Genomic DNA, 25,440 nt, shown 5'->3' with positions numbered 1-25,440 from the left:
CTGCTTTTTTGTCCGTTAAGTCTGAATCTCATCCGGTTTAGTACTCATCAAAGCATAGGTTCTGGTATCCTGCGGATATCTGTCTGCAAAAGGTATGATTACATTTCCGTAAAAAAGCAGCCCTTCTCCTGCATTACTGTTATTTACAAAAGAAATCTGATGCTTGGAAATATTCAATTTCTCCGCAAGGATCTTCTGATCCCCGCTGTGCTGATTTAACATCAGGATAAAATCACTGTTTCCCACAATACTTTCTACTGCCAGAGAGCCAAGAAAATCTGTTACATTCTGACTGATTCCTGTAATGATTCCACCCCACTTACGAAATCTCTTCCACATTTCAATAGAATAATTAGCAGTCTGTGTCTGGTTCAGCAAAAGGTGAAATTCATCCACATAATAACGGGTTGATTTCCTGCGGCTGCGGTTCTGTGATACTCTTGTCCAAACCATATGCTGGACAATCAACATCCCTGCTTTTCGTAGTGTGGTTCCAAGTTCCCGGATATCAAAGCATACCACTCTGTTCTGCGTATCGACATTACTTCGATGGTTAAATACATTCTGCGATCCTGTTACATACAACTGCAGACTGTTGGCAATGTTCTGTGCTGCTGGTTTATCTGGTGCATAAAAGTTCAGACGTTCATAGAAATCCTGCAAAGTCGGCATATTTTCCGGTTTTGGATCATTGTAAAGATATTTTTTATAAATGTCTTTTACACACAGGTCAATCATGGAAACCTCATCACCATTTAATTCTGCATTTTGAGGTTTCTTCATAATGACCTCGCAGAAAGATGTGATAAACTCTGCTTTATCAGCAATAATGGTATCAATATCCTCCACATCGCCATTAATCCTGTATTTCTCCGGATGATAAATAACATCCAGGTTCACTTCCATAGGATTGATGTAATCATTACTTTTTGCACTAATTTTAATAACTTCACCATTTAAGGCATTTACCAGCGGAAAATATTCTCCCTCCGGGTCACAGATAATAATGTCATCGTCTGTAATCAAGAAAACATTGAGAATTTCTCTTTTCGTTGCAAAACTCTTACCGGAACCAGGAGTACCCAAAATCAGGCCGTTAGGTGTTTTCAATCGTTTCCGATCCACCATAATGAGATTGTTTGACAGTGCATTTAAGCCATAGTAAAGAGCTTCACCGCCTTGGAAAAGTTCCTGTGTGGTAAACGGAACAAAGATTGCTGTAGAAGTCGTAGTCATAATTCTCTGTATTCCAGTCTGGTTCATTCCCAGTGGCAGTGATGCCACAAGTCCCTGTTCCTGCTGATATTGAAGTCTCCGTATATTGCAATTATATTTCTGGGCGATTCCTGCAGTCTGATACACAATATTGTCCAGTTTTCTCTTATTGTCCGCTGTATTCATCAGCAAAAAAGTAAGTTCAAAAAGTTTCTCATTCCTGGACTGGATTTCATTGAGCAATCCCTCCACATCCTCTCCGTATGTAGAAATATCCGTTGGAATAATATCCATATCATATCCGCTTCTGACCGCTTTCTTCTGTTCTTCAATTTTCATTTTCTGAATATTTGACAGCGTACTTTTCAGGCTTTTAATAGCTGCCTTGGGATCAATTGGACGCAGGTGCATATTGATGATAAGATTCTCTTCCAGATCCAGCAGATCTGCCAGCAGTTTATCCGTAAGTTCTGGTGATGTAATCTGTAAATATGACACGCATCCAAAAGTCTGTCCCATCCTAAAATAGCTGTCATTGCGAAAATCAAATCCGGTAGGTGCAATAAAGTCTTTTGTCTGCAGACCTGTTTTTGCAACCATCCCATAATGGAAATGGAAAGATTCTTTTGTGTCCATATTCATCACATCATGCAGAATTTTCAGACGTTCTACCCCATTTAAAGGCTCTGCCATGGCTCCCATCACCTTAAAATTATTTAATACACTGGCTTCAATTCTCTCCAGCCTGGATTTTGCATTTCGCAGATTATCCGCCTTAATGGAAAATGTAATATATTTTGTTTTTACAAGCCCATTATTTCCTTTGGAAAGCTGCATTTTCAACATATCCGAATATTCTTTCCGAATATCATTGAAACAGTCATCCTGCTCTGGAATATCAATATTTTTTGCATACTCATCAAAATTCACCTGTTGATTAAGAAATGTAATTTGTACCTCAACAGAGCTGTCAAATGAATTCAGGAACTCACAATAGTTCTCAAAAATAGCCGCTTTATCATCATTCTGCGCTAACTGGTAATTTATATCGTAAAACTGCACCATTTTTGAATAATAGTTATCATTCGTCCTGCAGATACCATCCTTATATATTTCCTTATATGGAATCGTATCCTGCGCTGTAAAAGGTTTCCTCTTCTTCTGATTCTCCGCTTTTATCATCCGAAGTTCTTTCAGACGCTTTTTTTCTTCTTTCGTAAGTCCGGTTTTCTGTTTCTTATTTTTTTCGGTCTGCTTTTTTAAGGAAATGGAACGGATTTCTCGCTTCCCTGGCTTCTTTTGCCTTTTTCTCAAGCCATGCACCCTCTTTCTCTAATTTATCGTACTCTATAATCCGGTCATATAAGTTTTGGGAACGATAGACCCTGATTCCAGGTCTTAAAAATTTCTGCCGGATAATGTGAAGCAATATTTTCTCTGCTGGAAATCCATCCTTTTCATACATTGCAAAAAAGAAAAATGGCAGCATCACTATGATCATAAGCGTTGCTGCCACATCTGTTCCCAGTCCTGCTTTTGTCAGCAAATAGACCGGAACACCACAAATTCCTGCCAGAGAAAAACATATAATTTGTCTTTTAGTTAAATTCAGTGCTAATTTTGTCTTTATTTTTGAAAAATCTTTCGGCACTGGAACATATGCCATATTCTTGTTTCCTCCTAATGTGCATTAAAGATTGATTTTGCCAGGGAACTGGTCTTAAACAGGCTGAAACATAAAATAACTGTATATGCTGCAACTGACCAGATAGCTGTATGAAGATTATCCGCAACTGTAATAGCATTTACCAGAACTGCATAAATCGCAACACATACCATCATAAAAAATCCCTGGAATCCCAACGCTAATAATGCCTTCACGTAATTATTTCCAATACTTCCCCATTCCCTGTTCGTAAATGTTGAAAACGGAATAGGTGCCACAGAGACATAAAGATATATTTCTATCATTCGTCCATATAAAATGACGGTAATCAGGACTGATATGATTTTTAGACATAAACTGACCAGCATCGTTTCCAGACCAAGCCCCAGTAATTCTCCGATTCCCATATCTTCAATCTGCGTTTCAAGAAGCGTTTTCAATGCTTCTGTAACATCAATAGATGCGGAACCGGTTATCATACCGCCAGCATTGGATACCACATGATTCGCTACATCAAAAATTGCCATCGCAATATCAAAAGTATGAGTAACAAGATATACCGCTACCCACATCTTGAAAATGTATTTGAAAAACATAAACGTATCCGTATCGTGCATATTGTTTTTTTCCATAATCATGGAAATCAGCTCATAACACAGTACAAATGTAATAATCATCCCCGCAATGGGGACAATGACATTATCCGACAGATTTTTTATCATGGAAAAAATGCCACTGTTCCAATTTTGGGGTGTTTTCCCAACCTCTGTAGCAATCGTTTCTACTTTGGTATTTACATCGGTGAACATGGTATCCAGGTTTGATGTGATCCAGCCTGTTAGCAGATCCTTTATGAACTCTGTTATTTTTTCGGTTATTCCACCCATTTATTTATCCAAACAAAGTTGCAAGCTGTGGAATCAGGTTTATTCCAATCAGTACGATGCCACCGCCCGCCATCAACTGTTTTATGTCTTTTATGAGAAAATATTTGCTCGAAATGAGCCTTGAAAAGATTAAAATAGATTAAATTTTGATAGATTTTTCTTATTTATGGGAGCCGGAACCTCTTTCGATGGTTCCAAGCTCCGGTATTGGTTTTAAGTTGAAATGAATTTCCATTGTGACCGTTTCAGGAGTACGGCAGTAATTTTCTGTTCCGTCTTTCTCCTGCGGTTCTGAGATAACGATTTTACTGATCAGCCGGTTCAGAAGATTGGCATCCAGTTCTTTGATGTCCGCATACTCGCTAATATCGTCAATCCACTGCTGGGACTGTGCATCCAGTTTTTCTTCCGTATTCAGCACACTCTCATTCTGGAAAAGTTCCTTTTTGATATCTGTCTGCTCCTTCTGTGTCTTCTCCAGCATCTTATCAAAAACAGATTCTGTAATCTTGTCATTGATAAGGTCATCATACAGTTTTGCAATCAGCCGGTCTAACGTTTCCAGGCGGTCTTTCTGCTTTGATACCAGCTTCTCCAGACTTTCCCTGTGTCCCTGTGTATCTTCCTCGCATAACTCCTTTACCCGGTTTTCCAGTTCTGTTCCGTCTCCGGTAACTGCTTTTGCACATTCCTGGATTCTGGTAAGGACTGCATCATACAGGTCATCAGCGTCCACCCGGTGCTGGGTACAATGTGCTTTCCCCTTATGGATATAAGTGGAACAGGTATAAACTTCATGCTGGTCTTTGGTGTGCGTCTTCTTCAACGTCAACGCACCGCCACACTCTGCACAGCGGAGTAATCCGGCAAACATGCTGTATTCTCCCTGTTCTGTCTGGCGTTTCCTGCCTTTCATCTTTGCCTGTACCAGATCAAATACATCCTGCGGAATGATTGCTTCGTGGGTATCCCTGACTGTGATCCAGTCCTCCGGAGCTTTATCTCCCTGATTGCCAATCTTGAAACGGTAGTACCTTTTCTGGGAAGCCATGTCACCACAGTAAACGGGATTCATCAGCAGGGATTTCAGATAGGATTCATCCCATACATATTTCCCATTTTCCGGGTCTTTCTTTTCCCATTTTGTGTAATAGGTGCGGAGTCCCCGTTTCCGGTGCCACCATGACGGGCAGGGAATCTGCTGGCGTTCCAGTTCTCTGGATATAAAGTTAATCCCATGACCGTCCACCGCCCACTGGAAAATTTTCCGGACAATCGGTGCTGTCTCGTCGTCAATCAGGAGATGTCCCTTTTCCTCCGGGTCTTTCTGATATCCCAGTGGTGGAACAACACCTGTAAACTTTCCCTTGGTTGCCTGCAGGTGATAGGACGCATGGACTTTCTTGGAAATATCTCTGGAATACATCTCGTTCAGCACGTTCTTAAATGGGGCAATCTCATTGTCTCCGGCAAAGGTATCCACATTATCATATAATGCGATATACCTTACTCCATGCTTTGGGAAAAACTCCTCCATCAGAAATCCTGTCTGTACATGGTTTCGTCCCAGTCGGCTCTGGTCTTTGGTAATTACAAGATTCACCAGTCCTTTTTCACAGGCTTTGAGAAGTCTCTGCAAATCAGGTCGGTCTGTGTTCAATCCTGTATAACCATCGTCCTGAAACACATCCACCACCTGCCAGCCCTGTGACTGACAGTAATTCACCAGTATGTCTCTCTGGTTGGAGATGCTGGCACTCTCTCCGGTCAATTCGTCATCTTTGGAAAGTCGGCAGTATACACCAACTCTCCAGGTTGCATTTCTTTCTATATTGTTACTCATATATCTGTTGTTCATCTGATACCTCCGTTACTTTGCACATCCTACGCAGATTTCAGATTACTGAACTCATAATCATTATACTGCTTATCTTTCATTATTGCAAGTTTATCTTTTGTTTTCGTGTCACGTATTTTCTGTGCGATCACCTCTGCAAACACTTCTTTTGCGTCCTGATCACCGTCAAAATATACTCTGATGTTGATAATTTTCTTCTTCACTGCCATTGTAAAACCTCCATTTTTTGCAAAAAAAGAGCAGCTAATCCATTTTTACAGATTAACTGCCCAGACTGTTGGTTACATATATTAAAATTTTTGTATTAACATTTCAGAAATTGGGGATATAATAAAGACAGGGATAAATCCCTGTCAGATGAACTGCATATTTTAATTTTCCCATTGAAAACAAGAGGAATGTGTGGTACATTTGTTATAGGAAAAGCACCCACTCCAAAGTGGATGCCGCCTGAGTTGACTAAATGGTCTTACGACCACCGCCTATCCTGTTGGCAGACAGGATAGGCATTTTTATTTCCTCTTGTTCTTCCGATCAAGAAAGGCAATAATCGCAATTAACAGGCTACCAAAAGCGATCAGTAAACTGAGTACGCCTAAGAATATTGAGATAATCTCATAAGCTGTCATATCACGCACCTCCTTTTCTTTCATCTCAGAACCCCGAAAGGCTCCGGTCTGTAAATATCAGGAGGCAGCCACACCCTGTCACAGGTGCTTCCCCGTAACATTGCTGTTACCGGATAATCATACCATTATATTCGCCATATTACAATTCATTTTTGTTCCAGATTCACAGCAATCCTTATTCTGTATGGATACCTGCTATTTCCGTTTGATTGCCTTGCACCGGCAGACGGCAGACGGCAGATAGGGTATCTATAAAGCCTGCCGTTCACTCCAAAATTCTGCCGTCACCCATTCTCCCTTGTTTTTTTAATCGAATGGTATTTTCCTGCTTTTCATTCATCCGATAATCCAGTTCTTCTTTCATCCGGCTTCTGGCTTCTCGCATGGTTCTCTGGGAGATTCCCTGTGCTTTTGCCTTTTCATCCAGTTCCCGGATTGTGACTGCATTTCCGTCTGCAAGCAGTTCATAGATCAGTTTCGTTCCCCGTTGCAGTTTTGTTTCTGTCGGCTTTCCTTCCTTTCCGTCCAGAAGATCATCTGCGGAAATCTCATAAGCTCCCACCCAGCGGAATCCTTCTTCATCTCCAAGTTTAAATGCCATCGTCTCACCTGGAGGTGCAAGAGAACTTTTCTCATGGATCAGTACTCTTGTTGTCGGGTCTTTCTTTACTTTCCCGATAAAAAGCAGGCTTCTCACCGCCGCCATGATATCAATAGAACCAAGTCCCCGGTAAGTACTCTGTGTCCCTGAAGATTTATTCAGATGTCCGATCAGCACAATCGCACAACCGGTCTTTTCAGCGATCATTCCCAGTTTCCGGAATACCGGACGGACTTCATTTGCCCGGTTCATATCCACATCGGCACCGATAAAAGCCTGTACCGGATCAATGATTAAAAGTCTGACCTGATTCTGACGGATTGCTTTTTCAATACGGTCATCGGATAACGTCAATGCTTCCTCTGTATCATCAATGACCATCACCCGACTCAGGTCTGCTCCTGCTTCCACCAGCCTCGGCTTAATCGTATCTCCCATACCGTCTTCTGCAGTCTGATAGATCACATTAAAAGGTTCAATCTCTTCCATGTTCGGGAAAGTCTTACGGTTCGTGCAGGCTGCGGTCAGCATCATGGCAAAATAAGTTTTTCCCTCTCCTGGATTGCCCTGAATAATCGTCAGTTTTCCAAATGGCAGATAGGGAAACCACAGCCATTCTACACTGGTCTGTTCAATGTCTTCATAACACAACATCGGCACCAGTTCTTCCTTCTCCGGTACTTTCATTGTAACTGTTTCAATGATTGATTTCTTCCTGTCTGCATTTTTATCACAGAGGATTTCATTCCAGTCCTTTCGGGACGGTTTCAGACGGATGACACTGTATCCGTCCGGGATTTCTATTGCCAATTTCTCACTGGCTTCATTCCCTGCATGGTCATTATCCAGGCACAGGAAAACCGAAGTAATCTGAGGGCGTTCAGAAAGAAAAGCCATCAGTGCCGCACTGGAAATGCCACCCAGACTCAGGTAGCTCCGCTTTTTCCAGTCTTTGGGAAATAATTGGATAAAAGAAAGCAGATCAATGGCTGCTTCAAACACAAACAACTGATTATCCGTCCCTCTGTGACAGAATCCGTAAGATTTATCAGATTCAGCCACATCTCCCCGGTATTTTGTTTCACCAGTTCCCCTGCAATGGGCATATCTTGGAATACCGTCTGCATCTCTGCCAACAAACACCACATTATGGTGCTTCTTTTCTTCATAAATATCCCCACTGCCGATCCATTCCTCCACCATATTCTTTTCAATCCCTCTGTTTTCTGTCAGATATCTGATGATTCTATCATTATTTTCCTCTTTCTCTGGTAATCGGAAGTCAGGGGACGGGGCGGGGCAGGTACTGTTCCTGCCTTCGCCTTCCTCCCCGGTTAGCATCTTGACAGCTTCCGGAAATGTGGCATTGTAAAATTCCATCACAAAATCCACCGGATAGCCACCCCTCCCCTGACTGTGCCTGTACCACCGGTTTCCGGATACCGTTACACTGTCATGCTTTTTCCAACGGTATTCCTTTCCGCTTTTCCCTAGTTGTTCTCCCTGTGCGCTCAGAAAAGAAACAAGATCTGTCTGATTTGCTCTTATAATTTGTTCTTCTGTATACTGCATTTTGCTCATCCTTTCCCGTCTGTCCTGCTGACAGACTGTTATAAACTCATGTCATAGTTTCGCTTTTTCTTCACTGCCTGTTGTTTTGCATCACGCTCTGCACACTCTTTCTTTTTTTCATCCAGTTTTCTCAGAAGAGAGGTCTTCTTTTCTGGATTCTGCTCCGACTGGTTCAACGGCTGTTGCTCTGCTTTCCCGTTTTCTTCAAGAATCTCTTTCGCCTGAACTGTGTAAAATGTCGGGAACTTCACCTGCTTCTCCCTTTTTTCTTCTGAACGCCCGGAAGTATCTGCTTCTGCCATTTCCCGGTCACGTCTGGCAATATCCGCACAGCTCTGTACCTTTTTCACAAAAGTTAGTTCCTCCTGGTACGGCTGATTATCTGCTTTCAGCTCTTCGATCCCCGCCTGAAGTTCTTCTTTCTCCCGTTTCCATCTGGCAGTTGGCACTTTTCCATTTTTATCCAGATGTTGTTTCAGTTCCCGTTCACATTTGCGGTAATAATTGATTTCTTTTTTATGCTGCTGATAATATCTCTCCCGTCTTTTCTGAAAATAGAAATGGTTATACTCATCAATCAATGGCTGATTTGTTTTTATTACCTCTGCCATCTTTTCCAGATTCTCAAGTTCCTTTAACTGTTTCCGCTTTTCAGAAATTTCTTTTTTACTGACAGAAACAACACCGTTCAGTTCCTCAATCCGTTCCTGCAAGTCATCCATCGTTTCTATCTGATGTGTCTGAAGATAACTGATGGATTTTGCAAACTCCTGTAAATTGGAGAGATTCTTACCTCTCTGTTTCATCTCCGCATAAAAATTGGGAAGTGGTGGTCTGCCCTGTGTCTTTTTATCATAATAATCCTGCAGGCTTTCCAGCAGTGTCGGGTTCTGCCTGCGATCCAGCTCTGCTTTCATTTCCTCATAAGCTGTCTTCATCCACTGAATGGATTCTTTCAGAGAAATAAACATCTGGTTAAACTGCCGGATTGCCCGGTTCAATTCTCCGATCACCGTTTTGATTCCCTTTTTCTCCATTGCCCGGACTTCATATCCCTCATGGATGGTCGGGATCAGGTCAATCCCCTGTTCTTTGTAGGAACGGTGGTCGATTCTGGATGCCATGTGGCACTCCCTGAATTTCCCATTTACTTTCTCTGTCCATGCCCGCCGCCATTCTTTTAAAAGCTCCGGATCATTCCATCCGGTAGTAGAAACAGCATTGAACATATCTTTTCCTTTGGCATCCTTCACCCGGTTTCCATCCTCATCAAGAATATATTCCCTTCTCTGCTTATTGCCCCAGATTCCTTCCTCTGTAAAAGGACGGATTGGGACAAGCACATGGAAATGGGGATTATCCGGTTCTTCTTCATTTTCCGCTTTTCCCTCATGGACTGCCAGATCCACGATCATGCCACGTGCCACAAACTGCTCCTGGCAGAACTCTTTTGCCAGTCTGATATTTTCCTCAAGTGTCAATTCATTCTGCAGTGCAATGTCAAACGAATAGGCAAGCTGTGCCTTGTTGTTCCGTTCCACATGCTCCACCTCGTTCCAGAGTGTTTCCCTGTCAGTCAGACGCTCTGGCACATACTCCGGTGTCAGGATTTCTGTAAATATCACACCTGACTTGCTCGTATAATCGTGTATCTTGTTGTAATAACTGTCAAAAATCCTCTGCCCGGAAATATAGGCTGCGGAAGCGACCACCATCTGCCCTTTCCCTCTGGATACATTCCTTACTGAAAAATGATACAGTGCCATTAACTGTCATCTCCCTTCTCTGTCTTTTTTACTGCTTCTGCAATCTGCTGTTGATCTTTGTGTAAGGCGGCTATATGAGCCTGCCGCACAATACTCTTGTTGTAACTGCTGTTCTGCAGTTGATTCATCATGTCCTGGACGTCTTCCTGTTCCAGATCTCTGGACAGCGGAAATACTTTCTCAAACTCTGCCCCTTTGACAATCAGCCGGTGGGAACGTTCCCTGCGTTCTACCAGCTTCTTCCGCTGCTCCAGAATGTTTTTGTGGTGAATTGCTGCCTCCAGTTCCTGTCTGCTCTTTTCCATGTTGGCCTTCAGTTCCTCCAATGACATGGATTCATACTTTGGATTTTTTGCTCTGCTCATTTTCTTGTACTCCTTCTTTTTTCTGTAAACAAAAAGAACCGGCTTATTCATGAATGCCGATTCCTGGGTATAAAAAACTGAGGTCGTTGTCCTGTGATTAGGAAATGCTGACCTCAGCGTTTTTGAAATATTTAATTGTTGCTCCTTGGAATGAAAGTCTTTGTCACCATTGTCGTATAAATTTAAACTCACATCCCATATCAGGATTTCTTTAATTCTTCCATATACAGTTCAGCTATATATGCCGGACCAGTGCACCACAGCTTTGTCTTCTCATCATACAGTGCTTTTCCTGTCTTTGAACACAAAAAATCTGTCAATACCTCGTTTCTGTCCTTGCCTGTCTCTTCTGCGATTTCATCTGTCACCATAGTGATCAGAAGGTCGATTGTATAATTCATTTTTTCCTTTGGAATTGTTACTTCAGCCATATCTTCTCACCTTTCACAAATTTCAGACACTCAATAGCTGCCTCAGTTTTAAAGCAGTATTGATCTTTCAATTTATTCGGCAGCAACTGTCTGATACAGAAATCGTCTGCTACTTTATCACCTGCAGTCCCAAAAGCACCCGCAAGATAAGCGGTAAGAGTAGCGTTTGTTGCATCATCCGCAATCTTTCCTGCAATGATATCATATTTTGCCATTTCACGTTCAACCTCAATAAACATTTTTTTCTTTCGGTGAGCGGCGATACAATGTAACCAGTCCACATCTGCATTTTCAAAAATATGCGTTTCAAGATTTTCTGAAAGTTTGAATTCAAAAGTTGAAATATATCCAAACTTCTGCCCCTCTTCAATTGTTCCGGTTGCGATGGCTTTGGCTATTGAGGTTCTCAGAAAACTTTCTGCCTGTTCCTTTGATGTGGTTAAATAAAATCCCTGTCCAAAATCTTTTCTCTTTGCACATTTGGCAAGATCTGGCTCTTTTACTTCACAATAACTTCCATGATAGAGAACAAATCCATCTTTTAACTCAAGCACTAATCTCTATCCCCTTTCTTTGCAAAAATTCAGTAATATCTTCAAGCACAGCTTCATCGCCTTCACAATGAAAAATCCCATAGCATTTTTCTATATATCCAAGAACATCGGCTTCTTTAAACAAGTGGATAATCTGTTCAACAGGTAAATGCCACTCTTCTGAAGCAAGCCGGATTAGTCTTGTTTGCATAAAAGTAATCTCTGTTTTCTCACTCATTATGAATCCTCCTCATTTTCTTAGTCAGTAAAACCGGAATTGTTGATTACCAAGGCATATTTCCAAATCGACTAATAAAAGTTACTGTTAGTCCGGTTTTATCAATCATTGCAAGTTTTACGATTGCGCCTGTACTGTTTGCTTTCCTCCGTCGACATTCAAATCTGTTGCCGTGGCACCTGGATCAGCGCAGTTCACCTCTTATGTCTTGGAGTCCTTTTGCATACTTCCAAAAGAACCCAGTCCGCTTGAAACATTTACGATAATAGTTTTATTTTTTCTCTCATTGTCATACAATGCACCTACTTCCCCAGAATTTATTTTACCACGTATTCTTCTGTTCGTCTGTCACCTGCATCGTATCTGCATTTACCAGATAAAAATCTACCAATTCGGTCTCGTAATTGCCATCCGGATATACTTTTTCTAACACCAGTTCTTCGCAGGAATTACCATCTGCATCTGTCTTGGAACCATTATCGTACAGACAGTATCTCACATTTACCGTATTACCGTTCTTTGTTTCCTGCGTTTCGCTGACGACAGCATAGACTTCTCCCTTTGCATTCGCCGTGTAACTGAACGCCATATTTTGAAGTGTATTCTGCTCCTGAAGGTAATTATAAACTGCCAGCATTGCATTTTGAATTGTCAGACCATCATGCTGCCCTTCTGTCTCGTAATCTTCTATGGTATTTCCACTCTGAATATCCTCTGAATCTGTTGAATTCTCTGTATCCAAATCCGGTAATTCTGTAGTATCCTCTTCTTGATTATCTTCTTCATCTATTGTATCCGAAGACCACCACAGACCATCCATACTCTGCATAACAAATGGATTATTGGTTCTGTATCTCCGTTCACCACCATAATCTTCCTGCACAGTTATATACGTATATTTGCTGTCACAACCAGTCACCGTTTCTGTTCCATCCATTCCGAACACTACACTCAGACCACTCATTCCAATAATCAAAAGTGCAAATATCGCAGCAGCTCCATAGACAATTATCAATGCCACTTTGTTTTTACCGAATTGTATGGATAATGCCTGGCAATTGTGTCTGTATAAACTCACGATCCCCCAGATCAAAAGAACCGCCAGACTGATTGTAATAACAGTAATCGATATTTCTGCGAAACGATATCTCACTTCATATCCCATATCACGTTTTATACCATACCACAATCCATAGAAGAAGGTACTATACGCAAGAACCAAAGTAATGATACTGATCCGTATCGGATGCTCTTTTTTATCCGGCACTGCCTTCTTCAGTGCCTCTGCCATCTGCGCTGCCGCTCTCTGCTCTATCCACATAGCAAGCTCTGCTTTTGACGGATATGTGCATTTAGTATCCGGAATCCCTGCGTAACACATCTGGCTCTCTTGAATCCCTGTCGCATCTCCTGCTGCCATTGCTGTAACCACTTTCAGGTAATAATACAACTTCAACTGTGCTGGATTGAATTTATCTATACGAATATCTGCCAGCTCCTGTGCAGCCCGTTCATAATTGTTAAGGAGTACACTCATCCGTGCCATAACCAAAAGCATCTGATTCGCTACAGCAGGGTAACGGTGATATTGCTTCTCATATAAATACCGTGCATACTCATGTCGTTCTTCCGGTGTTAACCGATAGGACTTCTTTCTATTCTGTGCCAGCATCGCAATTCGCAGACCATAAGCCAATTCCAAAATTGCAATCAGCTGGCAGATAAATGCACCAAATCCCCAGATATCCGTTGTATACCGCACATAGGTCACCAACACAATGCCTAGCATTGCCGGAATCACGATCAACCATTTTGTCCAACCTGATCTTCTCATAAAAATCTCCTGAATTGTTTTTCTGAATATAGTATATTACCGCACACACCAATCGACCATATACATATTGTGACGATGCTGTTACTTACCATAACAGTTGCTGTTTCTAAGGTCATCTATTTATAGCCTGAGAAATAACTGGTTTCCCATCTCTGTCCAACAATGGAGTCAGTCCACCTGAATACCCACATGCATGATATAAATAATTCACACCAGTTTCCTTATCCACCCATATCTCAGTAGTAGTTAATGCTCCCTGAGAATATATTTTTTCAAATCTCTCTTCTTTCGCCATTTTCAATTTCCTCCCATAATCAATTTTTCGGTTTTATAAAAAATGTTTCTCTGTTACTTTCTCGATTGTATCATGACATACAGTTCCATCTTCGGCAATCGTCGATTTTCTGATAAATCTCGAATGATGCTTTAATACTCCATAAGCATACCAGTCATGGTTGCAAAATACTTTGCAGAACTATGCATAGCCATGTTCCTTACAGGTATCGAAATACAGACACCTGCTGATTTCATAAGTAAATCCACTATCATCATCCTGCAAAATTTCTGTCTCCCAACATACCTTTTTTTCGCCCTCCAGATCATCTACCAGAGACTGTCTCACAATCTTATAGCCATTCGGCAATAAATCGACATGCTTTTTTCTCTTTTTCCGTTACCATATTTTCTCCCAACTTGCACACTAAGTCATAATTTTCCAAACACTAAAACTTGAATTTCTATTTCTGCTGCCATGCCATTACATAGTCTTTTTCTCCAGTAGCTTCATCCAAACCGCTATACTGAATCTCAAATCCTTCTCTTTGATAAAAGGATATTGCCCGTGTATTTTTTTGATATACATTTAAGATTAATTTGTTTCTTTTTCCCTTTACATAGTTTAGCAAAATTTTACCTATACCTTGAGATTGCATTTCGGCAGAAACAAAAATACCTTCAATGTATTCGTTACTTAACCCTATAAAACCCTGTATTTCCTGTTTATCCTCGTAAACATAGACAGTTGCCTGTAATAGAAGTTCTTTTACTAACTCAAAATTACTTTTCCAATATTGAGCAGAGATAAAATAATGTGTCTTTATATTTGTATCTAACCATATTTCTGCAACTTTATTTATATCCACTTTCCGTAATTCTCTAATCATAACGGTGATGCTCCTCAAACTCCGATTTTCTCAATTTTTCAAACTGGAATTTACGAACTACAATATCTTTTCGAGAAAAAGATGGTTTTTGTGTGCAATTACATCTCCAACTTTTTTAGAAGCACTAGCAATTATTTCAAATCCATTTTTTTGATACAAAGATAGCGCAGGAATATTTTGACTTCCTGTATCCAAACGTAGTGCCCTGCAACTATTTTTTTGTGCTAATTCTGTAGCGAATTTTATTAGTGATGATGCAATTCCTTTACCAGACATACTCGGACGTACCATTAAAAGGTGAATTACCATTACCTCATCTTCAGATAATTTTTCTTTCCAAGGAATAGTTGCATATTCTATTGGTTGAACTTTATCAATAATGATACTTCCAACAATTGTTCCGTTTTCTTCATATACAAACAAAGCACCAGCATAAATAGCCCGTTCTGCATCATCTTTCGTTGGATAAACCCCTTTCTTAAATACAGTAAAGGCTGTATGATTCAGTTCATACTGGAAATGCTCATTGTAAGTATCTTCAATCGAATTAACATCTTTTAGTATTGCTTTTCTAATCATAAAATCTCTCCACAAATTTTGATTTCACACTTTCTTTCCCCTTATATGTCTATATCTGAAATATTCAGTCACAAACTTTATCAGGGATAGGCATCTGTGCCGCAAGGGGATCTTCCCCTTGTACGAAATCTCTGATTTCGCTGTATTTCCCGGTTTGAGATTTCTTGAAATCGGGAACAGCACCGCAGGTCGCACGATACAGGCAGATGGAATTGCCTGTATAGAAGTGCGCTCTTAGCGTTGCTAAGAGATTTATGCCGTATCCGGCGTGTTATCTTTTTTCAATTTCTTTTTTCGACTTCTGAAGCATTCTTCCAGTTTTAATAATTTGACATGTCTGCTCTTGTTACTCATCATCTGTAAATTCCAGCATCTCATCAACGGTGCAGTCCAGCTTCTTGCAGATCTTCTCAATCGTCTCCATTGATACATACTGGTTTTTTCCCATCCTGGCAAGAATATTTCCACTGATCCCGGTGAGGTACTGCATCTCTATCCGCTTCATATTTTTATCTATGAGCATTTTCCATAATCTGTTATAACTTACGCCCATAAGCAACCTCCATATTTTTCATCTGAACATATTTTGATTATATCACGATTTCGTTAGGTTGAATACCTGTAATTTTTGATGTCTTCTGTAAAATGGAAAAGAGGATGCCCCGACAAAGGGCAACCTCTCCAACCATTTACTTCGGTTTAGTCGAATGGAACCTCACCTTCCGGTGCTTCCATAAATCCGTCCTTATCTGTTTTCGGTGTTTCCGATGAATCAGCTCCAACACCATTATCCTTGTTCTGGGCAAATTCATGTTCTTCCACGATCACATCTGTAGTATAAATTGTTTTCCCGTCCTTGTCCTTATAATTGCCAGTGCTGATACGACCGCCAATCACAATCCTCATTCCCTTGTGAAGATATTTCTGTGCAAACTCTGCACTCTTTCCGAATGTGACACAGGAAATAAAATCCGCTTCCTGTTCACCGTCACGTTTATATCTTCTGTTTACCGCCAGTGTATATCTTGCTACTGCCATATCATTATCTTTTCCGGCATATTTGATCTCCGGATTCTTTGTCAGTCTTCCCATTAAAACCACTTTATTCATAATCGTTACTGTCCTTTCCGCAGCTACGCTGCCATTGCATATTCTTCATCATCTGTTTCATCGTCCGGCATAAACATTGCACATGCTTCCGGTGGATTGGTATCATCCGGTGAAAATATTTTCCGGATCATTTCATACATGATCGGATACCGATATGCGATTTCTTCTCTTGCAAGGAATCTGCATACCCTGTAAAGATTCTTTTTCATTTCTTCATCTGTTGTAAGCATGGCAACCAGATGGATTCTCTCCCTTGTATAAATCAGATTCGGGCATCCAAACCAGTTAATCAACTGCATTTCTTTCATTTTCAGTTCTGTCATAAACTGCTCCTTTCCGGGCATTTTGCCCTGTAAACATTGTCATCAGTTTCATTCGTCCGGCGGTCTGGCGTGCGTTTCCCTGTCACCTGCAGCCGTCTCAGACTGCCTCTGCCTGCATCAGCAGGTCACTGACCATAAGGCTTCGGTCAGCCGCCCATCATCGGGAGTGTCATTATAATTTCGCTCGCTCTCAGAAAAAGAAAGGTCATGGCATAACTCCTGTTAGGCTTCCAGGGTGCACTTATCGGTTGTCAAGGTTCATCGAAGGAACATTCCAAAACGTCCTCTGATTACTAGAGTCAAATGACTTCGCAAGATGCAAAAGATTCGTGATATTTTTTTGCATTTTTATCATTTTTTCTTTTACTTTTGTTAGTCCCTTCACATACTCTGTACTGAGACAGGCAAAAGCGGACATCTTTGGGGTAAAATTTTTAAAATAATTGTTCCTCTACCTATAAAGCCTGGGAAGCGGTATTTACCAACCCCCTTTTGCAAGTTTTTTTCGCATAAATGAAATATTCCCTCACTAATAGCAAGTTTCAGAGGGCATTTGGACGGTACTTTTGCAGAAAAAATTATTTTTCCACTAATCACACGTGGGAATTTGAAGAATGTCAGATAATTTTGAAAAAATCCAAAAAAGAAGCACCGACCGTTATAGTCAGTGCTTGTAAGATATTATATTCGTTTTTCTCAGGAAAGATCATCCCAGTTTTTATATGTTCCATTGTACAGACCTGTAAGTTGTTTTATTGTAAGATTTTCCAGTGGATTTTCTTCATTTATCACAATAGCTATAGCATCTTTTCCAATGACTTTTGTTTCCAGAAGCTCTGCTTCATAATCCTTTAATTCTCTGGATGACATTGCGAAATCACACTCTCCACTTATCACCGCCGTAATCCCTCTTGAAGAATCTGTTGCTTTTACTTCTATTTCAGCATTTGGATTTTGTTTCTGATAGTCATCTGCCAGTGCTTTTACCATTGGTTCCATTGAAGTGGATCCTTCAATCAGAATCTTTCCTTCTGACTTGTCAGAAAGGAATGTTGTTGTACTGTCAGCCTGAATACAATATTGTTTCACAATATCCTGTCCTTTACTCTTTACATAAGTCAGGAAATCCTGTTCCACATCTGTCAGTTCTCCATTATAAGCCAGATAATAATCCCTGCAAAGAGGATAACTGTTATTGTCTATTGTTTTCTCAGAAGGAAGAACTCCGTTGATTTGAAGTATTTTTCCATTCGTATCTGTTGCGGAACTATATGCGACATAACCAACTGCGTTTTTATCTTCTTCCACCTTTTTCAGAACTTTCTCTGTAGAATCAACAACTATTCCTGTATCACTCTCAGGCAGTTTCAAAAGATTCTCAAATTCTGCTCTGGTTCCTGACCCTTCTTCTCGTGATACAGCTGTGACAGCTCCCATAGCAGACAGATCCGGCAATGGCTCTTCCTCGGTTCCACATGCTGTTATTCCCGTTGCCAGCATTATCATTATCAGCAGAAGTGCAGATTTTCGGATGTTTTTTTTCTTTACCATTTTATACTGCACCTCTTTCCATCATTGATTTTCCCGTCTCTTCATCAAGGTTTATAAAAGCCACATTATCACAGGCTTCTTCTGCAATGCTGACACAATTATCTGCCATACGGTCAAAATTATACATGATCCCAGAAAAATATCTTGTCATAGACGCATCACAAACCTCATTTTTTACACGGTTTAAATGTGCCTTACTGTATTTTTTCTCTGCTTTATGCATTTTTTTCTTATTTTTAAAAACTGTTTCAGCCACTACAGCATCACCCTTACGGATTGCCTCCATTGCTTTCTTTAAAAGCTGCTGGATAATATCAATGCAGTCTTCCATTTCTGAGGAGGCTTCACTGGTCAGTCTTTTTCCATTGTTATTTACTTTTTCACATATCTGGTCAATATCTTCACATCTGTCTGCAATCCTCTGAATACTATTGTTTACATACAGTAACCCTGCCGTCTGCTCAGACTGTTGTTCTGTAAGGTTTCCGCTTGCGAATAATCTGGTAATATATTCTGTCACACTGTCCTGTAACTGATGTACAATCTCCAGATTTTCTATAAACGAACCATGAGTTTTTGAGTCTCCATCTGCTACAATCGCCGTTTTTAAATCACTTAACAGAGATTCTGCCAGTTCTCCAAGTCGGTTCAGTTCCTTAGATACCAGAACCATAGCAGCCGCCGGCTGTTCAATCACTTTCATATCCAGATATTTGGGTTCAAAAGCTGCTTTCTCTGTTTTGTCATTTCCACGGATGATTGTTGTAACAATTTTTACCATCAGCGGAATCAGTGGCAGCCAGACCAGTGTACAGACGATATTAAACGTTGTATGTGCATTTGCAATCTGTCTTGAAATCACATCAATCTCATTTCCCTTTGGTGAAATAAACTGGACAAATTTTGCAAACCACGGAACCAGGAAAATAAAAACGCAGCTTCCACTGATATTAAAAATACTATGCGCAATTGCTGTACGTTTTGCATTTTTAGATTGTCCAATTGATGCAAGAAGTGCTGTGATCGTTGTACCTATATTATCTCCAAGAAGAATCGGAATCGCACCGGTAAGCCCTATTACACTGCTTACTCCGTCCGGTCCTGCCTGTGATGCAAAATTCTGCAGAACTGCAATCGTAGCTGAACTACTCTGCACAACCAATGTCATGACCGCTCCCAGTACAACACCAAGAACCGGAATGGATGAAACTTTTCCCATCAGATCAACAAAGACCGGACTTCCCGCCAAAGGTTTCATGACTTCACCCATGATTTCAATTCCTTCAAATAAAAGTCCGAATGAAAAAATTACCATACCGATATTTTTAACCTTTTCTTTTTTGCTAACAAAGTTCAGAATAAATCCAACAAAGATAATTGGATAAATATAATTGCTGATTTTAAATGCCATCAGCTGTGCCGTCATAGTGGTTCCTATGTTGGCACCAAAGATAACAGAAATTGCCTGCGGAAGACTCATAAGTCCCGCACTGACAAAACCGATAACCATAACTGTCGTCGCTGAACTGCTCTGCAATACAGCTGTTACAAGTGCTCCGGCAAGTGCTCCCATAATTGGATTTCTTGTAAGAAATCCAAGGATTTTTTTCATTCGTTCTCCTGCGGCTTTCTGAAGTGCATCACTCATGCTGTTCATTCCATAAAGGAACAAGGCAAGGCCACCGATCAGACCAAAAACCACTTTCACATTCTCGTTCATTTCTCTTTCCTCTCCTGTTATTATATAAGATCTACATTTTCCTATACAATTATAGAAGACAGAAATCAAATCTATGTGAGTGCTTGTGTAAAATAGGTGTAAAAATCAATGGAAATCTTTATAATGTTATAATTGACTTATTCATTTTTCACCTGCTGACATATAGTTTTCATTACGATTTATTATTCAGTCTACGTAATACCAACATCGCCTCATTCCTTACATTTTTGAACGTTCTGTCCGGTCTTCCAAGAAAATATCCTTGTCCGTAATGAACACCTAATCTACACAGACACTCCAACTCTGCTTCTGTTTCTATCCCTTCTGCAATCAGAATTGCTCCTGTCTCATTACAGTAATGCAACAGAAATTCCATCATAATTTCCTTTTTCTTATGTTTTTGAATATCTCTGACCAGTTCTATATCAACTTTTAAGTAGTTTGGCGATGTATTTACTACACGGTTCAGACCAGAATATCCAGCTCCAACATCATCCAAAGCTATTTCATATCCCTGATCTGCATAATGCTTCATAATCTGTTGCAGAATCTGATAGTTTTCTATATCCGACCGTTCCGTTATTTCAAATACAATGTCACAGGACGGTACTCCGGCTTTCGCAGCCTTACGGTTTGTAAATCCCTGTATGAACGATTTATCCTGAATGATATTACCATCTACATTAAGAAATAATTTTGCATGTTCTGGTTTATTCGCCGCTGCCTTCAATGCTTTATTTCTGCACAATTTTTCCAATTTCCAAACACAGCCTACCTGTTCAGCAATCACAAACAAATCTGAAATCATAAGAGTCGTATCATGCCTGTCGATACGACTAAGAGCTTCATATCCTGCCACATCTCCAGTCTGTAAATTTACAATCGGCTGAAATACCGGATATATAGCCTTTCTTTCTAATATTTTATAAAATTCATCTGCATTTTTTACTTTCATTATTTCTTCTCTGCCTCTGTGAATACATTTTCTGTAACCCTATCAACCCACTATATGATATCATCACTTTTTCATCCTTCAATCAGATTTAAGTAAAATCATAGTAAATTTTCACCATTGTTCAGCCAGACCAATTCTTATATAACACAAAGCAAATACGTACTACCACCTGTTTTTTATTATGAAAACTATATTAAATGAGGCTCTTACTGTCTATACAATAAAAGCCTCGTTATATATAGTCTATGTTCTGATTATTCAGATCTTACTGTCTTTTTCACACACCAGTCTTTCATAATCCAGAAATCCCCGGATATACATTTCTTTTGCCACAATTCCCTCCATTGCATTTTTCGCTGAAATAATCCTGTCCAGTGTCTGCCACATCTCCTGTCCGCCATCTCTGAGGACCGGTTCCAGTATTTCTATGTAATGATGAATTTCTGCTTCCAGAGTGAACATCTCCGGGTCAGATTCAAGAAATCTTTCCAGCTCCCGCTGGTATTCTTCATAATAACTTTCAATCAGTTCTCTTCTCATATCTAGAATCCCCCTTATACATAAATCAGTTCCTGCTTGATGATCTCAGCAGCCCGGTTGCGGATATTGTTACAGTGGCATAGCCATTCCATAGGATTCTGTCTCTTCAGTTCCTCGGAAACTCCCTCCGCACTTCGCATCTGAGTTTCGATCAATTCAAAGCGTTCCTGTGCCTGTTCATTCAGATCTGCCAAATAACTGTCCAGCCTGGCGGTCAGAAGAAGATATGTATAAGTTCCAGATTTATGTTCTTTCAGATATTCCTTCCGAAGCATTCCCCATAAGCCAATCGGTCTGGTTTCCTCCGGGTAGTAAAGATTCGGTAAATAATAGTCTCCCACTTTTGTGTATTCGATTTTCATGGTGTCTCCTTTCGCTTTGCATGAAATTGTCATGTTATCTGCGTAGGATGTGCATTTTCTCTTTAAAATCTTTTCACATAGAAGACATTAAGTGTTTTATTCCTTGTGACTTTGCACCCGGATTGTCCGTTCCATATCCTTCCAGCAGATTGATCACTCCCCAGGCTGCAAGTCCGGCTCCGATCGCACAAACCAATGTTTTTAAGGTCGTAATTGCCGTTGTAAAAAATGCCATAAGTGTACCTTTGGAAAACTTACATTTTCCAGTCCTTTCTTAGATTTTTTCCAGAAAGGGAAGAAAACACTATATAAACCCTGCCTTTTGTGCTACACTAAGCATAGGATTTTCTACTTGGAAAATTCCTCACACGTACAGTCGGTATATTCATTTTCGTCGATGGATACCGACTGTTCCTTTTTCCAAATTATTCATGATTTCCTCCCATGATCCACTTCCCGACAATTTGTCGAGAAGTTACATCTGATACAGTTCCACTTCATCCTCTGGTTTCAGTATCAGATTAGTACTCAGATATTTTTCAATATCAAAGGTATTCTTTTTGTCATAATCGGACAGATATTTGTAATTTTTATGTTTGCAAATATCGTATTTATTTGAGAAAAATGGTCTGACACCTCTCACCTGCAGAATACATTTTCCTCCGTCCATGACTGCTATTTCATCCTGGCTCATCAACTCCTTTCCTGTTTTCTGGTAGTTCATTCCATAAGACCGCTGACTGCCTCTCGTATCCGATGTGTTATAAAGATCTATGGTTTCTTTTCCCAGGATCTCCGCTATTTCCTTTAATGTCGTTTTTTCCTTTCCACCCAGGAATAAGGTCGTATCACAGTTTCCTTCGATGGTATCGGCATTATCCTTATAAATTGCCTTAAGCTGAGACTTTGACTGCAAAATAATAGAAGCTGAGATTTCCCGGCTTCTAATCGTAGCAATCAGTTTTTCAAATTTTGGAATTTGTCCGATGTTCGCAAACTCGTCCAGGAGACACCTCACATGAATTGGAAGTCTACCTCCATATACATCATCAGCTCTGTCTGAATATTCTCGTGCGATGAAATCGCACTTCCGGAAATTTGGGAATCAGATGTCCGGAAGTGGAAATCACCTGTGTAATTATGCGAGTTTACTCGCGTAGTGCTTTATCCAAGCCATATACCTCACGCATTGATCTATCATGTTCAGCATCAATGCTCGTGATATTTATTCGATAGCTGTCGTGGGCAATACGATCAATGATCGCATCTGCCAGAGGACTGTCACCACCGCCGAGCTGCTCATACCATTCCTCAAATGCATACTGGGAGCAGAAAATCGTTGAAGATTTCTTACGTCTCCTATGAAGCAGTTCGAAGATATCCCTTTGTTCTGCATTCGTCGGTTTCAAGAGAAGCCACTCATCCAGAATCAGGACAACTGGATTTGCATACTTCGCCATGACTTTTTTGTAGTTACCATCTGTCCGTGCTGTCTCCAGATCAATAAGCAGATCAGGAAGACGGACATACTTGGTATTGAAATACTGCTTACAAGCCTCCATACCAAAGGCGCAGGCCATGTAAGTTTTACCACAGCCTGTAGCGCCGGTGATAAAAAGATTCCGGTGTTCAGATATATATTCGCAAGTTGCAAGTCGGTTAATAAGACCCTTGTTAAGCTTGCGTCCGGAAGTGTAATTGATATCCATGATACTTGCTTCCGGTTGGTCGAATCCAGCATTACGGATCAATCGTTTCTGACGATTATTCTTACGATTACTGTATTCGATGTCCACCAGCATACCAAAACGGTCCTCGAATGGTACGTCTTTAAATTTCGTATCATCCAGCTGGTTGCGGAACGCATCTGCCATAGTAGTAAGGCGCATTTCAATTAATTTATCTATTGTACTCTGATTCGTCATATATGTTTACCTCCGATAGTAATCGGCACCTCTTGTGATGCCGTGTGCTTTATGTGTAGTCTTGGATTCAGTAGTTTCTGATTCCGGTTTTACAGAACCTGTTACAAGGATGTTTTTAATACTCTTATAACTGGGTGAAGCTGTATAAGATAGTGCCTTTTTACAGGCTGCTTCAAACAATGCATCTGAGTATTTCTCTGCAAGCTTCAGAAGCCCCATACAACTTCGGTAGGTCTGTTGTTCCACACGTTTGGAGGTCAGTATCGCATTGACCACAGTGTACGTATTTATGCCAATCCGTTCAGCCCATTTGCGGAACCTGTCGCCGTTCCATTCCAGATATTTCTGGTGGTCTTCCGGCATATGTTCCGTGACAGTGCTGTACTTCCCAGGACGCCCCTTCAGACGGCGGTGGGAAGCAATGCGGTTATGATTGTAAAAAATTTCAATAGTGGTATCTGTTATCTTGACATCAACTTTCTTTTTGATGTATTCATAGGGAACTGAGTATAGCATTCCGTCCACAGATATGTGATAATTGAACTGGACGGTGGCTGTTTTCCAGTCGCTCAGTTCAAAACGGGTAGCAGGTAATGGTGCCAGCAATGGTTTTTCTTCCTCAAGAAATAAGCTTCGCCGACTACCCTCTTTCTTCTGAAAGAGCCTTTGGTTGAACAGTTCTAGCTTATCTTTTATTGCACGGTTTAATTCTGCAAGGGAAAAGAACTGTTCATCCCGAAGTGCTGCTGTTATCCAGGTAGAGATATTTCCTACCGTTCCTTCAGCATTCGGCTTATCCTTGGGAGCTCTGACACGAGCCGGAATAATAGCGGTGCAATAATGTTCAGCTAGTTCCTGATAAGTTTCATTGATCTGCTGGTCTTTCCATCCCCCATTGTGAATAACTGCGGTTTTGCAGTTATCCGGTACGAGGATTCTGGCAACACCGCCAAAGTACTCATACATATGGACATGAGCATTGATCCATGATCTCTGCTTCATATCCAGAAATGCTTCCACATATGCATACTGACTGTAAGTCATTACACCTACAAAGATGTAAGATTTTAAGATTTCACCAGTGTCAGGATCAATAATTGTTGCCGGATCACCAGCCCAGTCAACCTCAACCTGTTCGCCGGGTTTACGGTTGATATGCATGGTAGCACGATGTTTCTGCTCATCCTGTTGGATGTGATAGCAGAATTGTGAATACATGAGTGGTTCTTCACCGTTGGCACGGCAATCCTCTATGTACTCAGTCCATAAGAGCTTTTTGGTGACTCCATTACGGAGCAGTTCCTTACGGATGTAAGCGTAGTCGGGCATCTTCTTACTGGCAGATACCTTGCTCTCTTTCGAGAACATGAGCTTTTGAAGCTCTGTGTCGGTCATTGATTCATCAAGAGGCCAAGAGATATTTAGTTCTCTGGCACGTTTTTGAACTTTGACGACAGTTTTTTGTGAAACACCACAGCTTGCCATGATGTTACGTTGTGAGAATCCCAATCCGGTAAGCCGGATGATTTCTCGATATTTGGTCATAATCGTGACCTCCTCATAATGAATTTACACTAAAAGTGCATAACATCATTATAAGGGTTTAGGAAAAATGTG

29 protein-coding genes and 1 pseudogene are annotated in these 25,440 nt (G+C 40.6%); all 30 read right to left on the bottom strand.

Going from position 1 to position 25,440, the window contains the following annotated elements; genetic code table 11:
• Nucleotides 1-15 precede the first annotated feature (15 nt).
• The 30 genes and pseudogenes from AC04Q6_RS15395 to istA all read right to left on the bottom strand — a co-directional run bounded on the left by AC04Q6_RS15395 (nucleotide 16) and on the right by istA (nucleotide 25,368).
• Nucleotides 16-2,397 carry a VirB4-like conjugal transfer ATPase, CD1110 family gene (locus AC04Q6_RS15395; RefSeq protein WP_119248215.1) on the bottom strand — a complete coding sequence of 794 codons (2,382 nt, stop codon included), beginning with the start codon at nucleotides 2,395-2,397 and terminating at the stop codon, nucleotides 16-18.
• 55 nt (nucleotides 2,398-2,452) lie between these two features.
• Nucleotides 2,453-2,881 carry a PrgI family protein gene (locus tag AC04Q6_RS15390; RefSeq protein ID WP_005426563.1) on the bottom strand — a complete coding sequence of 143 codons (429 nt, stop codon included), beginning with the start codon at nucleotides 2,879-2,881 and terminating at the stop codon, nucleotides 2,453-2,455.
• Between the two features lie 14 nt (nucleotides 2,882-2,895).
• Nucleotides 2,896-3,768, bottom strand: a complete 873-nt coding sequence (locus tag AC04Q6_RS15385) for a VirB6/TrbL-like conjugal transfer protein, CD1112 family (protein ID WP_005426566.1) — start codon at nucleotides 3,766-3,768, stop codon at nucleotides 2,896-2,898.
• 4 nt (nucleotides 3,769-3,772) lie between these two features.
• Nucleotides 3,773-3,904, bottom strand: a complete 132-nt coding sequence (locus AC04Q6_RS15380) for a Maff2 family mobile element protein (RefSeq protein WP_373153066.1) — start codon at nucleotides 3,902-3,904, stop codon at nucleotides 3,773-3,775.
• 24 nt (nucleotides 3,905-3,928) lie between these two features.
• Complete coding sequence (locus tag AC04Q6_RS15375) at nucleotides 3,929-5,626, bottom strand: recombinase family protein (protein ID WP_015521926.1); 1,698 nt, start codon at nucleotides 5,624-5,626, stop codon at nucleotides 3,929-3,931.
• A 26-nt stretch (nucleotides 5,627-5,652) separates the two neighbouring features.
• Entirely contained in the window at nucleotides 5,653-5,835 is a 183-nt protein-coding gene (locus AC04Q6_RS15370) for a hypothetical protein (RefSeq protein WP_015521925.1), read from the bottom strand.
• 303 nt (nucleotides 5,836-6,138) lie between these two features.
• On the bottom strand, nucleotides 6,139-6,255 hold the full coding sequence (locus tag AC04Q6_RS15365; RefSeq protein WP_015543458.1) for a putative holin-like toxin: 117 nt from the start codon (nucleotides 6,253-6,255) through the stop codon (nucleotides 6,139-6,141).
• A gap of 265 nt (nucleotides 6,256-6,520) precedes the next feature.
• Nucleotides 6,521-8,428: an AAA family ATPase gene (locus AC04Q6_RS15360; protein ID WP_023843669.1), complete on the bottom strand. Its 1,908-nt coding sequence runs from the start codon at nucleotides 8,426-8,428 to the stop codon at nucleotides 6,521-6,523.
• A gap of 38 nt (nucleotides 8,429-8,466) precedes the next feature.
• A complete protein-coding gene (mobQ, locus tag AC04Q6_RS15355; protein WP_003864580.1) occupies nucleotides 8,467-10,194 on the bottom strand; it encodes a MobQ family relaxase in 1,728 nt (575 codons plus the stop codon).
• Nucleotides 10,194-10,559 (bottom strand): DUF3847 domain-containing protein, encoded by a 366-nt coding sequence (locus AC04Q6_RS15350; RefSeq protein WP_015543456.1) that lies wholly within the window; start codon nucleotides 10,557-10,559, stop codon nucleotides 10,194-10,196. The genes mobQ and AC04Q6_RS15350 overlap by 1 nt, the downstream gene beginning before the upstream one ends.
• A gap of 200 nt (nucleotides 10,560-10,759) precedes the next feature.
• Nucleotides 10,760-10,990 (bottom strand): hypothetical protein, encoded by a 231-nt coding sequence (locus tag AC04Q6_RS15345; RefSeq protein ID WP_003864582.1) that lies wholly within the window; start codon nucleotides 10,988-10,990, stop codon nucleotides 10,760-10,762.
• Nucleotides 10,978-11,544, bottom strand: coding sequence for a DUF3990 domain-containing protein (locus AC04Q6_RS15340; protein ID WP_020944841.1), 567 nt, complete (start codon nucleotides 11,542-11,544; stop codon nucleotides 10,978-10,980). Before AC04Q6_RS15340 ends, AC04Q6_RS15345 begins: the two co-directional genes overlap by 13 nt.
• Nucleotides 11,537-11,761: a DUF3791 domain-containing protein gene (locus tag AC04Q6_RS15335; RefSeq protein ID WP_003864584.1), complete on the bottom strand. Its 225-nt coding sequence runs from the start codon at nucleotides 11,759-11,761 to the stop codon at nucleotides 11,537-11,539. The genes AC04Q6_RS15340 and AC04Q6_RS15335 overlap by 8 nt, the downstream gene beginning before the upstream one ends.
• Nucleotides 11,762-12,083: 322 nt before the next feature.
• On the bottom strand, nucleotides 12,084-13,595 hold the full coding sequence (locus tag AC04Q6_RS15330) for a hypothetical protein (protein WP_003864585.1): 1,512 nt from the start codon (nucleotides 13,593-13,595) through the stop codon (nucleotides 12,084-12,086).
• Nucleotides 13,596-13,707: 112 nt separating this feature from the next.
• On the bottom strand, nucleotides 13,708-13,890 hold the full coding sequence (locus AC04Q6_RS15325) for a DUF6440 family protein (RefSeq protein WP_003864586.1): 183 nt from the start codon (nucleotides 13,888-13,890) through the stop codon (nucleotides 13,708-13,710).
• A 180-nt stretch (nucleotides 13,891-14,070) separates the two neighbouring features.
• Nucleotides 14,071-14,238: a hypothetical protein gene (locus AC04Q6_RS15320; RefSeq protein WP_173741029.1), complete on the bottom strand. Its 168-nt coding sequence runs from the start codon at nucleotides 14,236-14,238 to the stop codon at nucleotides 14,071-14,073.
• 94 nt (nucleotides 14,239-14,332) lie between these two features.
• The gene (locus tag AC04Q6_RS15315) at nucleotides 14,333-14,758 is read right to left on the bottom strand and encodes an N-acetyltransferase (RefSeq protein WP_003864588.1); all 426 of its coding nucleotides are present in this window, start codon (nucleotides 14,756-14,758) and stop codon (nucleotides 14,333-14,335) included.
• A gap of 57 nt (nucleotides 14,759-14,815) precedes the next feature.
• A complete protein-coding gene (locus tag AC04Q6_RS15310) occupies nucleotides 14,816-15,337 on the bottom strand; it encodes a GNAT family N-acetyltransferase (protein ID WP_003864592.1) in 522 nt (173 codons plus the stop codon).
• Between the two features lie 346 nt (nucleotides 15,338-15,683).
• Nucleotides 15,684-15,890: a helix-turn-helix domain-containing protein gene (locus AC04Q6_RS15305; RefSeq protein ID WP_003864593.1), complete on the bottom strand. Its 207-nt coding sequence runs from the start codon at nucleotides 15,888-15,890 to the stop codon at nucleotides 15,684-15,686.
• Nucleotides 15,891-16,036: 146 nt separating this feature from the next.
• Nucleotides 16,037-16,447: a single-stranded DNA-binding protein gene (locus AC04Q6_RS15300; protein WP_003864594.1), complete on the bottom strand. Its 411-nt coding sequence runs from the start codon at nucleotides 16,445-16,447 to the stop codon at nucleotides 16,037-16,039.
• Nucleotides 16,448-16,470: 23 nt separating this feature from the next.
• Nucleotides 16,471-16,770, bottom strand: a complete 300-nt coding sequence (locus tag AC04Q6_RS15295; protein ID WP_015543455.1) for a hypothetical protein — start codon at nucleotides 16,768-16,770, stop codon at nucleotides 16,471-16,473.
• Nucleotides 16,771-17,466: 696 nt separating this feature from the next.
• Complete coding sequence (locus AC04Q6_RS15290) at nucleotides 17,467-18,321, bottom strand: substrate-binding domain-containing protein (RefSeq protein ID WP_015543454.1); 855 nt, start codon at nucleotides 18,319-18,321, stop codon at nucleotides 17,467-17,469.
• A 1-nt stretch (nucleotide 18,322) separates the two neighbouring features.
• Nucleotides 18,323-20,041, bottom strand: a complete 1,719-nt coding sequence (locus AC04Q6_RS15285; RefSeq protein WP_020944839.1) for a Na/Pi cotransporter family protein — start codon at nucleotides 20,039-20,041, stop codon at nucleotides 18,323-18,325.
• 172 nt (nucleotides 20,042-20,213) lie between these two features.
• On the bottom strand, nucleotides 20,214-20,996 hold the full coding sequence (locus AC04Q6_RS15280; protein WP_003864600.1) for an EAL domain-containing protein: 783 nt from the start codon (nucleotides 20,994-20,996) through the stop codon (nucleotides 20,214-20,216).
• 258 nt (nucleotides 20,997-21,254) lie between these two features.
• Nucleotides 21,255-21,536: a hypothetical protein gene (locus tag AC04Q6_RS15275; protein WP_003864601.1), complete on the bottom strand. Its 282-nt coding sequence runs from the start codon at nucleotides 21,534-21,536 to the stop codon at nucleotides 21,255-21,257.
• Between the two features lie 14 nt (nucleotides 21,537-21,550).
• Nucleotides 21,551-21,898, bottom strand: coding sequence for a TnpV protein (locus AC04Q6_RS15270; protein ID WP_015543451.1), 348 nt, complete (start codon nucleotides 21,896-21,898; stop codon nucleotides 21,551-21,553).
• A 73-nt stretch (nucleotides 21,899-21,971) separates the two neighbouring features.
• Nucleotides 21,972-22,133 carry a Maff2 family mobile element protein gene (locus tag AC04Q6_RS15265; RefSeq protein ID WP_055066063.1) on the bottom strand — a complete coding sequence of 54 codons (162 nt, stop codon included), beginning with the start codon at nucleotides 22,131-22,133 and terminating at the stop codon, nucleotides 21,972-21,974.
• A 240-nt stretch (nucleotides 22,134-22,373) separates the two neighbouring features.
• Nucleotides 22,374-22,958: pseudogene (locus AC04Q6_RS15260) on the bottom strand (type IV secretory system conjugative DNA transfer family protein); the annotation flags it as partial.
• Nucleotides 22,959-23,046: 88 nt separating this feature from the next.
• The gene (gene istB, locus AC04Q6_RS15255; RefSeq protein WP_118071980.1) at nucleotides 23,047-23,823 is read right to left on the bottom strand and encodes an IS21-like element helper ATPase IstB; all 777 of its coding nucleotides are present in this window, start codon (nucleotides 23,821-23,823) and stop codon (nucleotides 23,047-23,049) included.
• A gap of 6 nt (nucleotides 23,824-23,829) precedes the next feature.
• A complete protein-coding gene (istA, locus tag AC04Q6_RS15250; RefSeq protein ID WP_118071979.1) occupies nucleotides 23,830-25,368 on the bottom strand; it encodes an IS21 family transposase in 1,539 nt (512 codons plus the stop codon).
• Nucleotides 25,369-25,440 lie beyond the last annotated feature (72 nt).

Source organism: Blautia sp. HA9023 (genome assembly GCF_056504095.1).
This window is presented reverse-complemented; position numbering and strand designations above follow the sequence as displayed.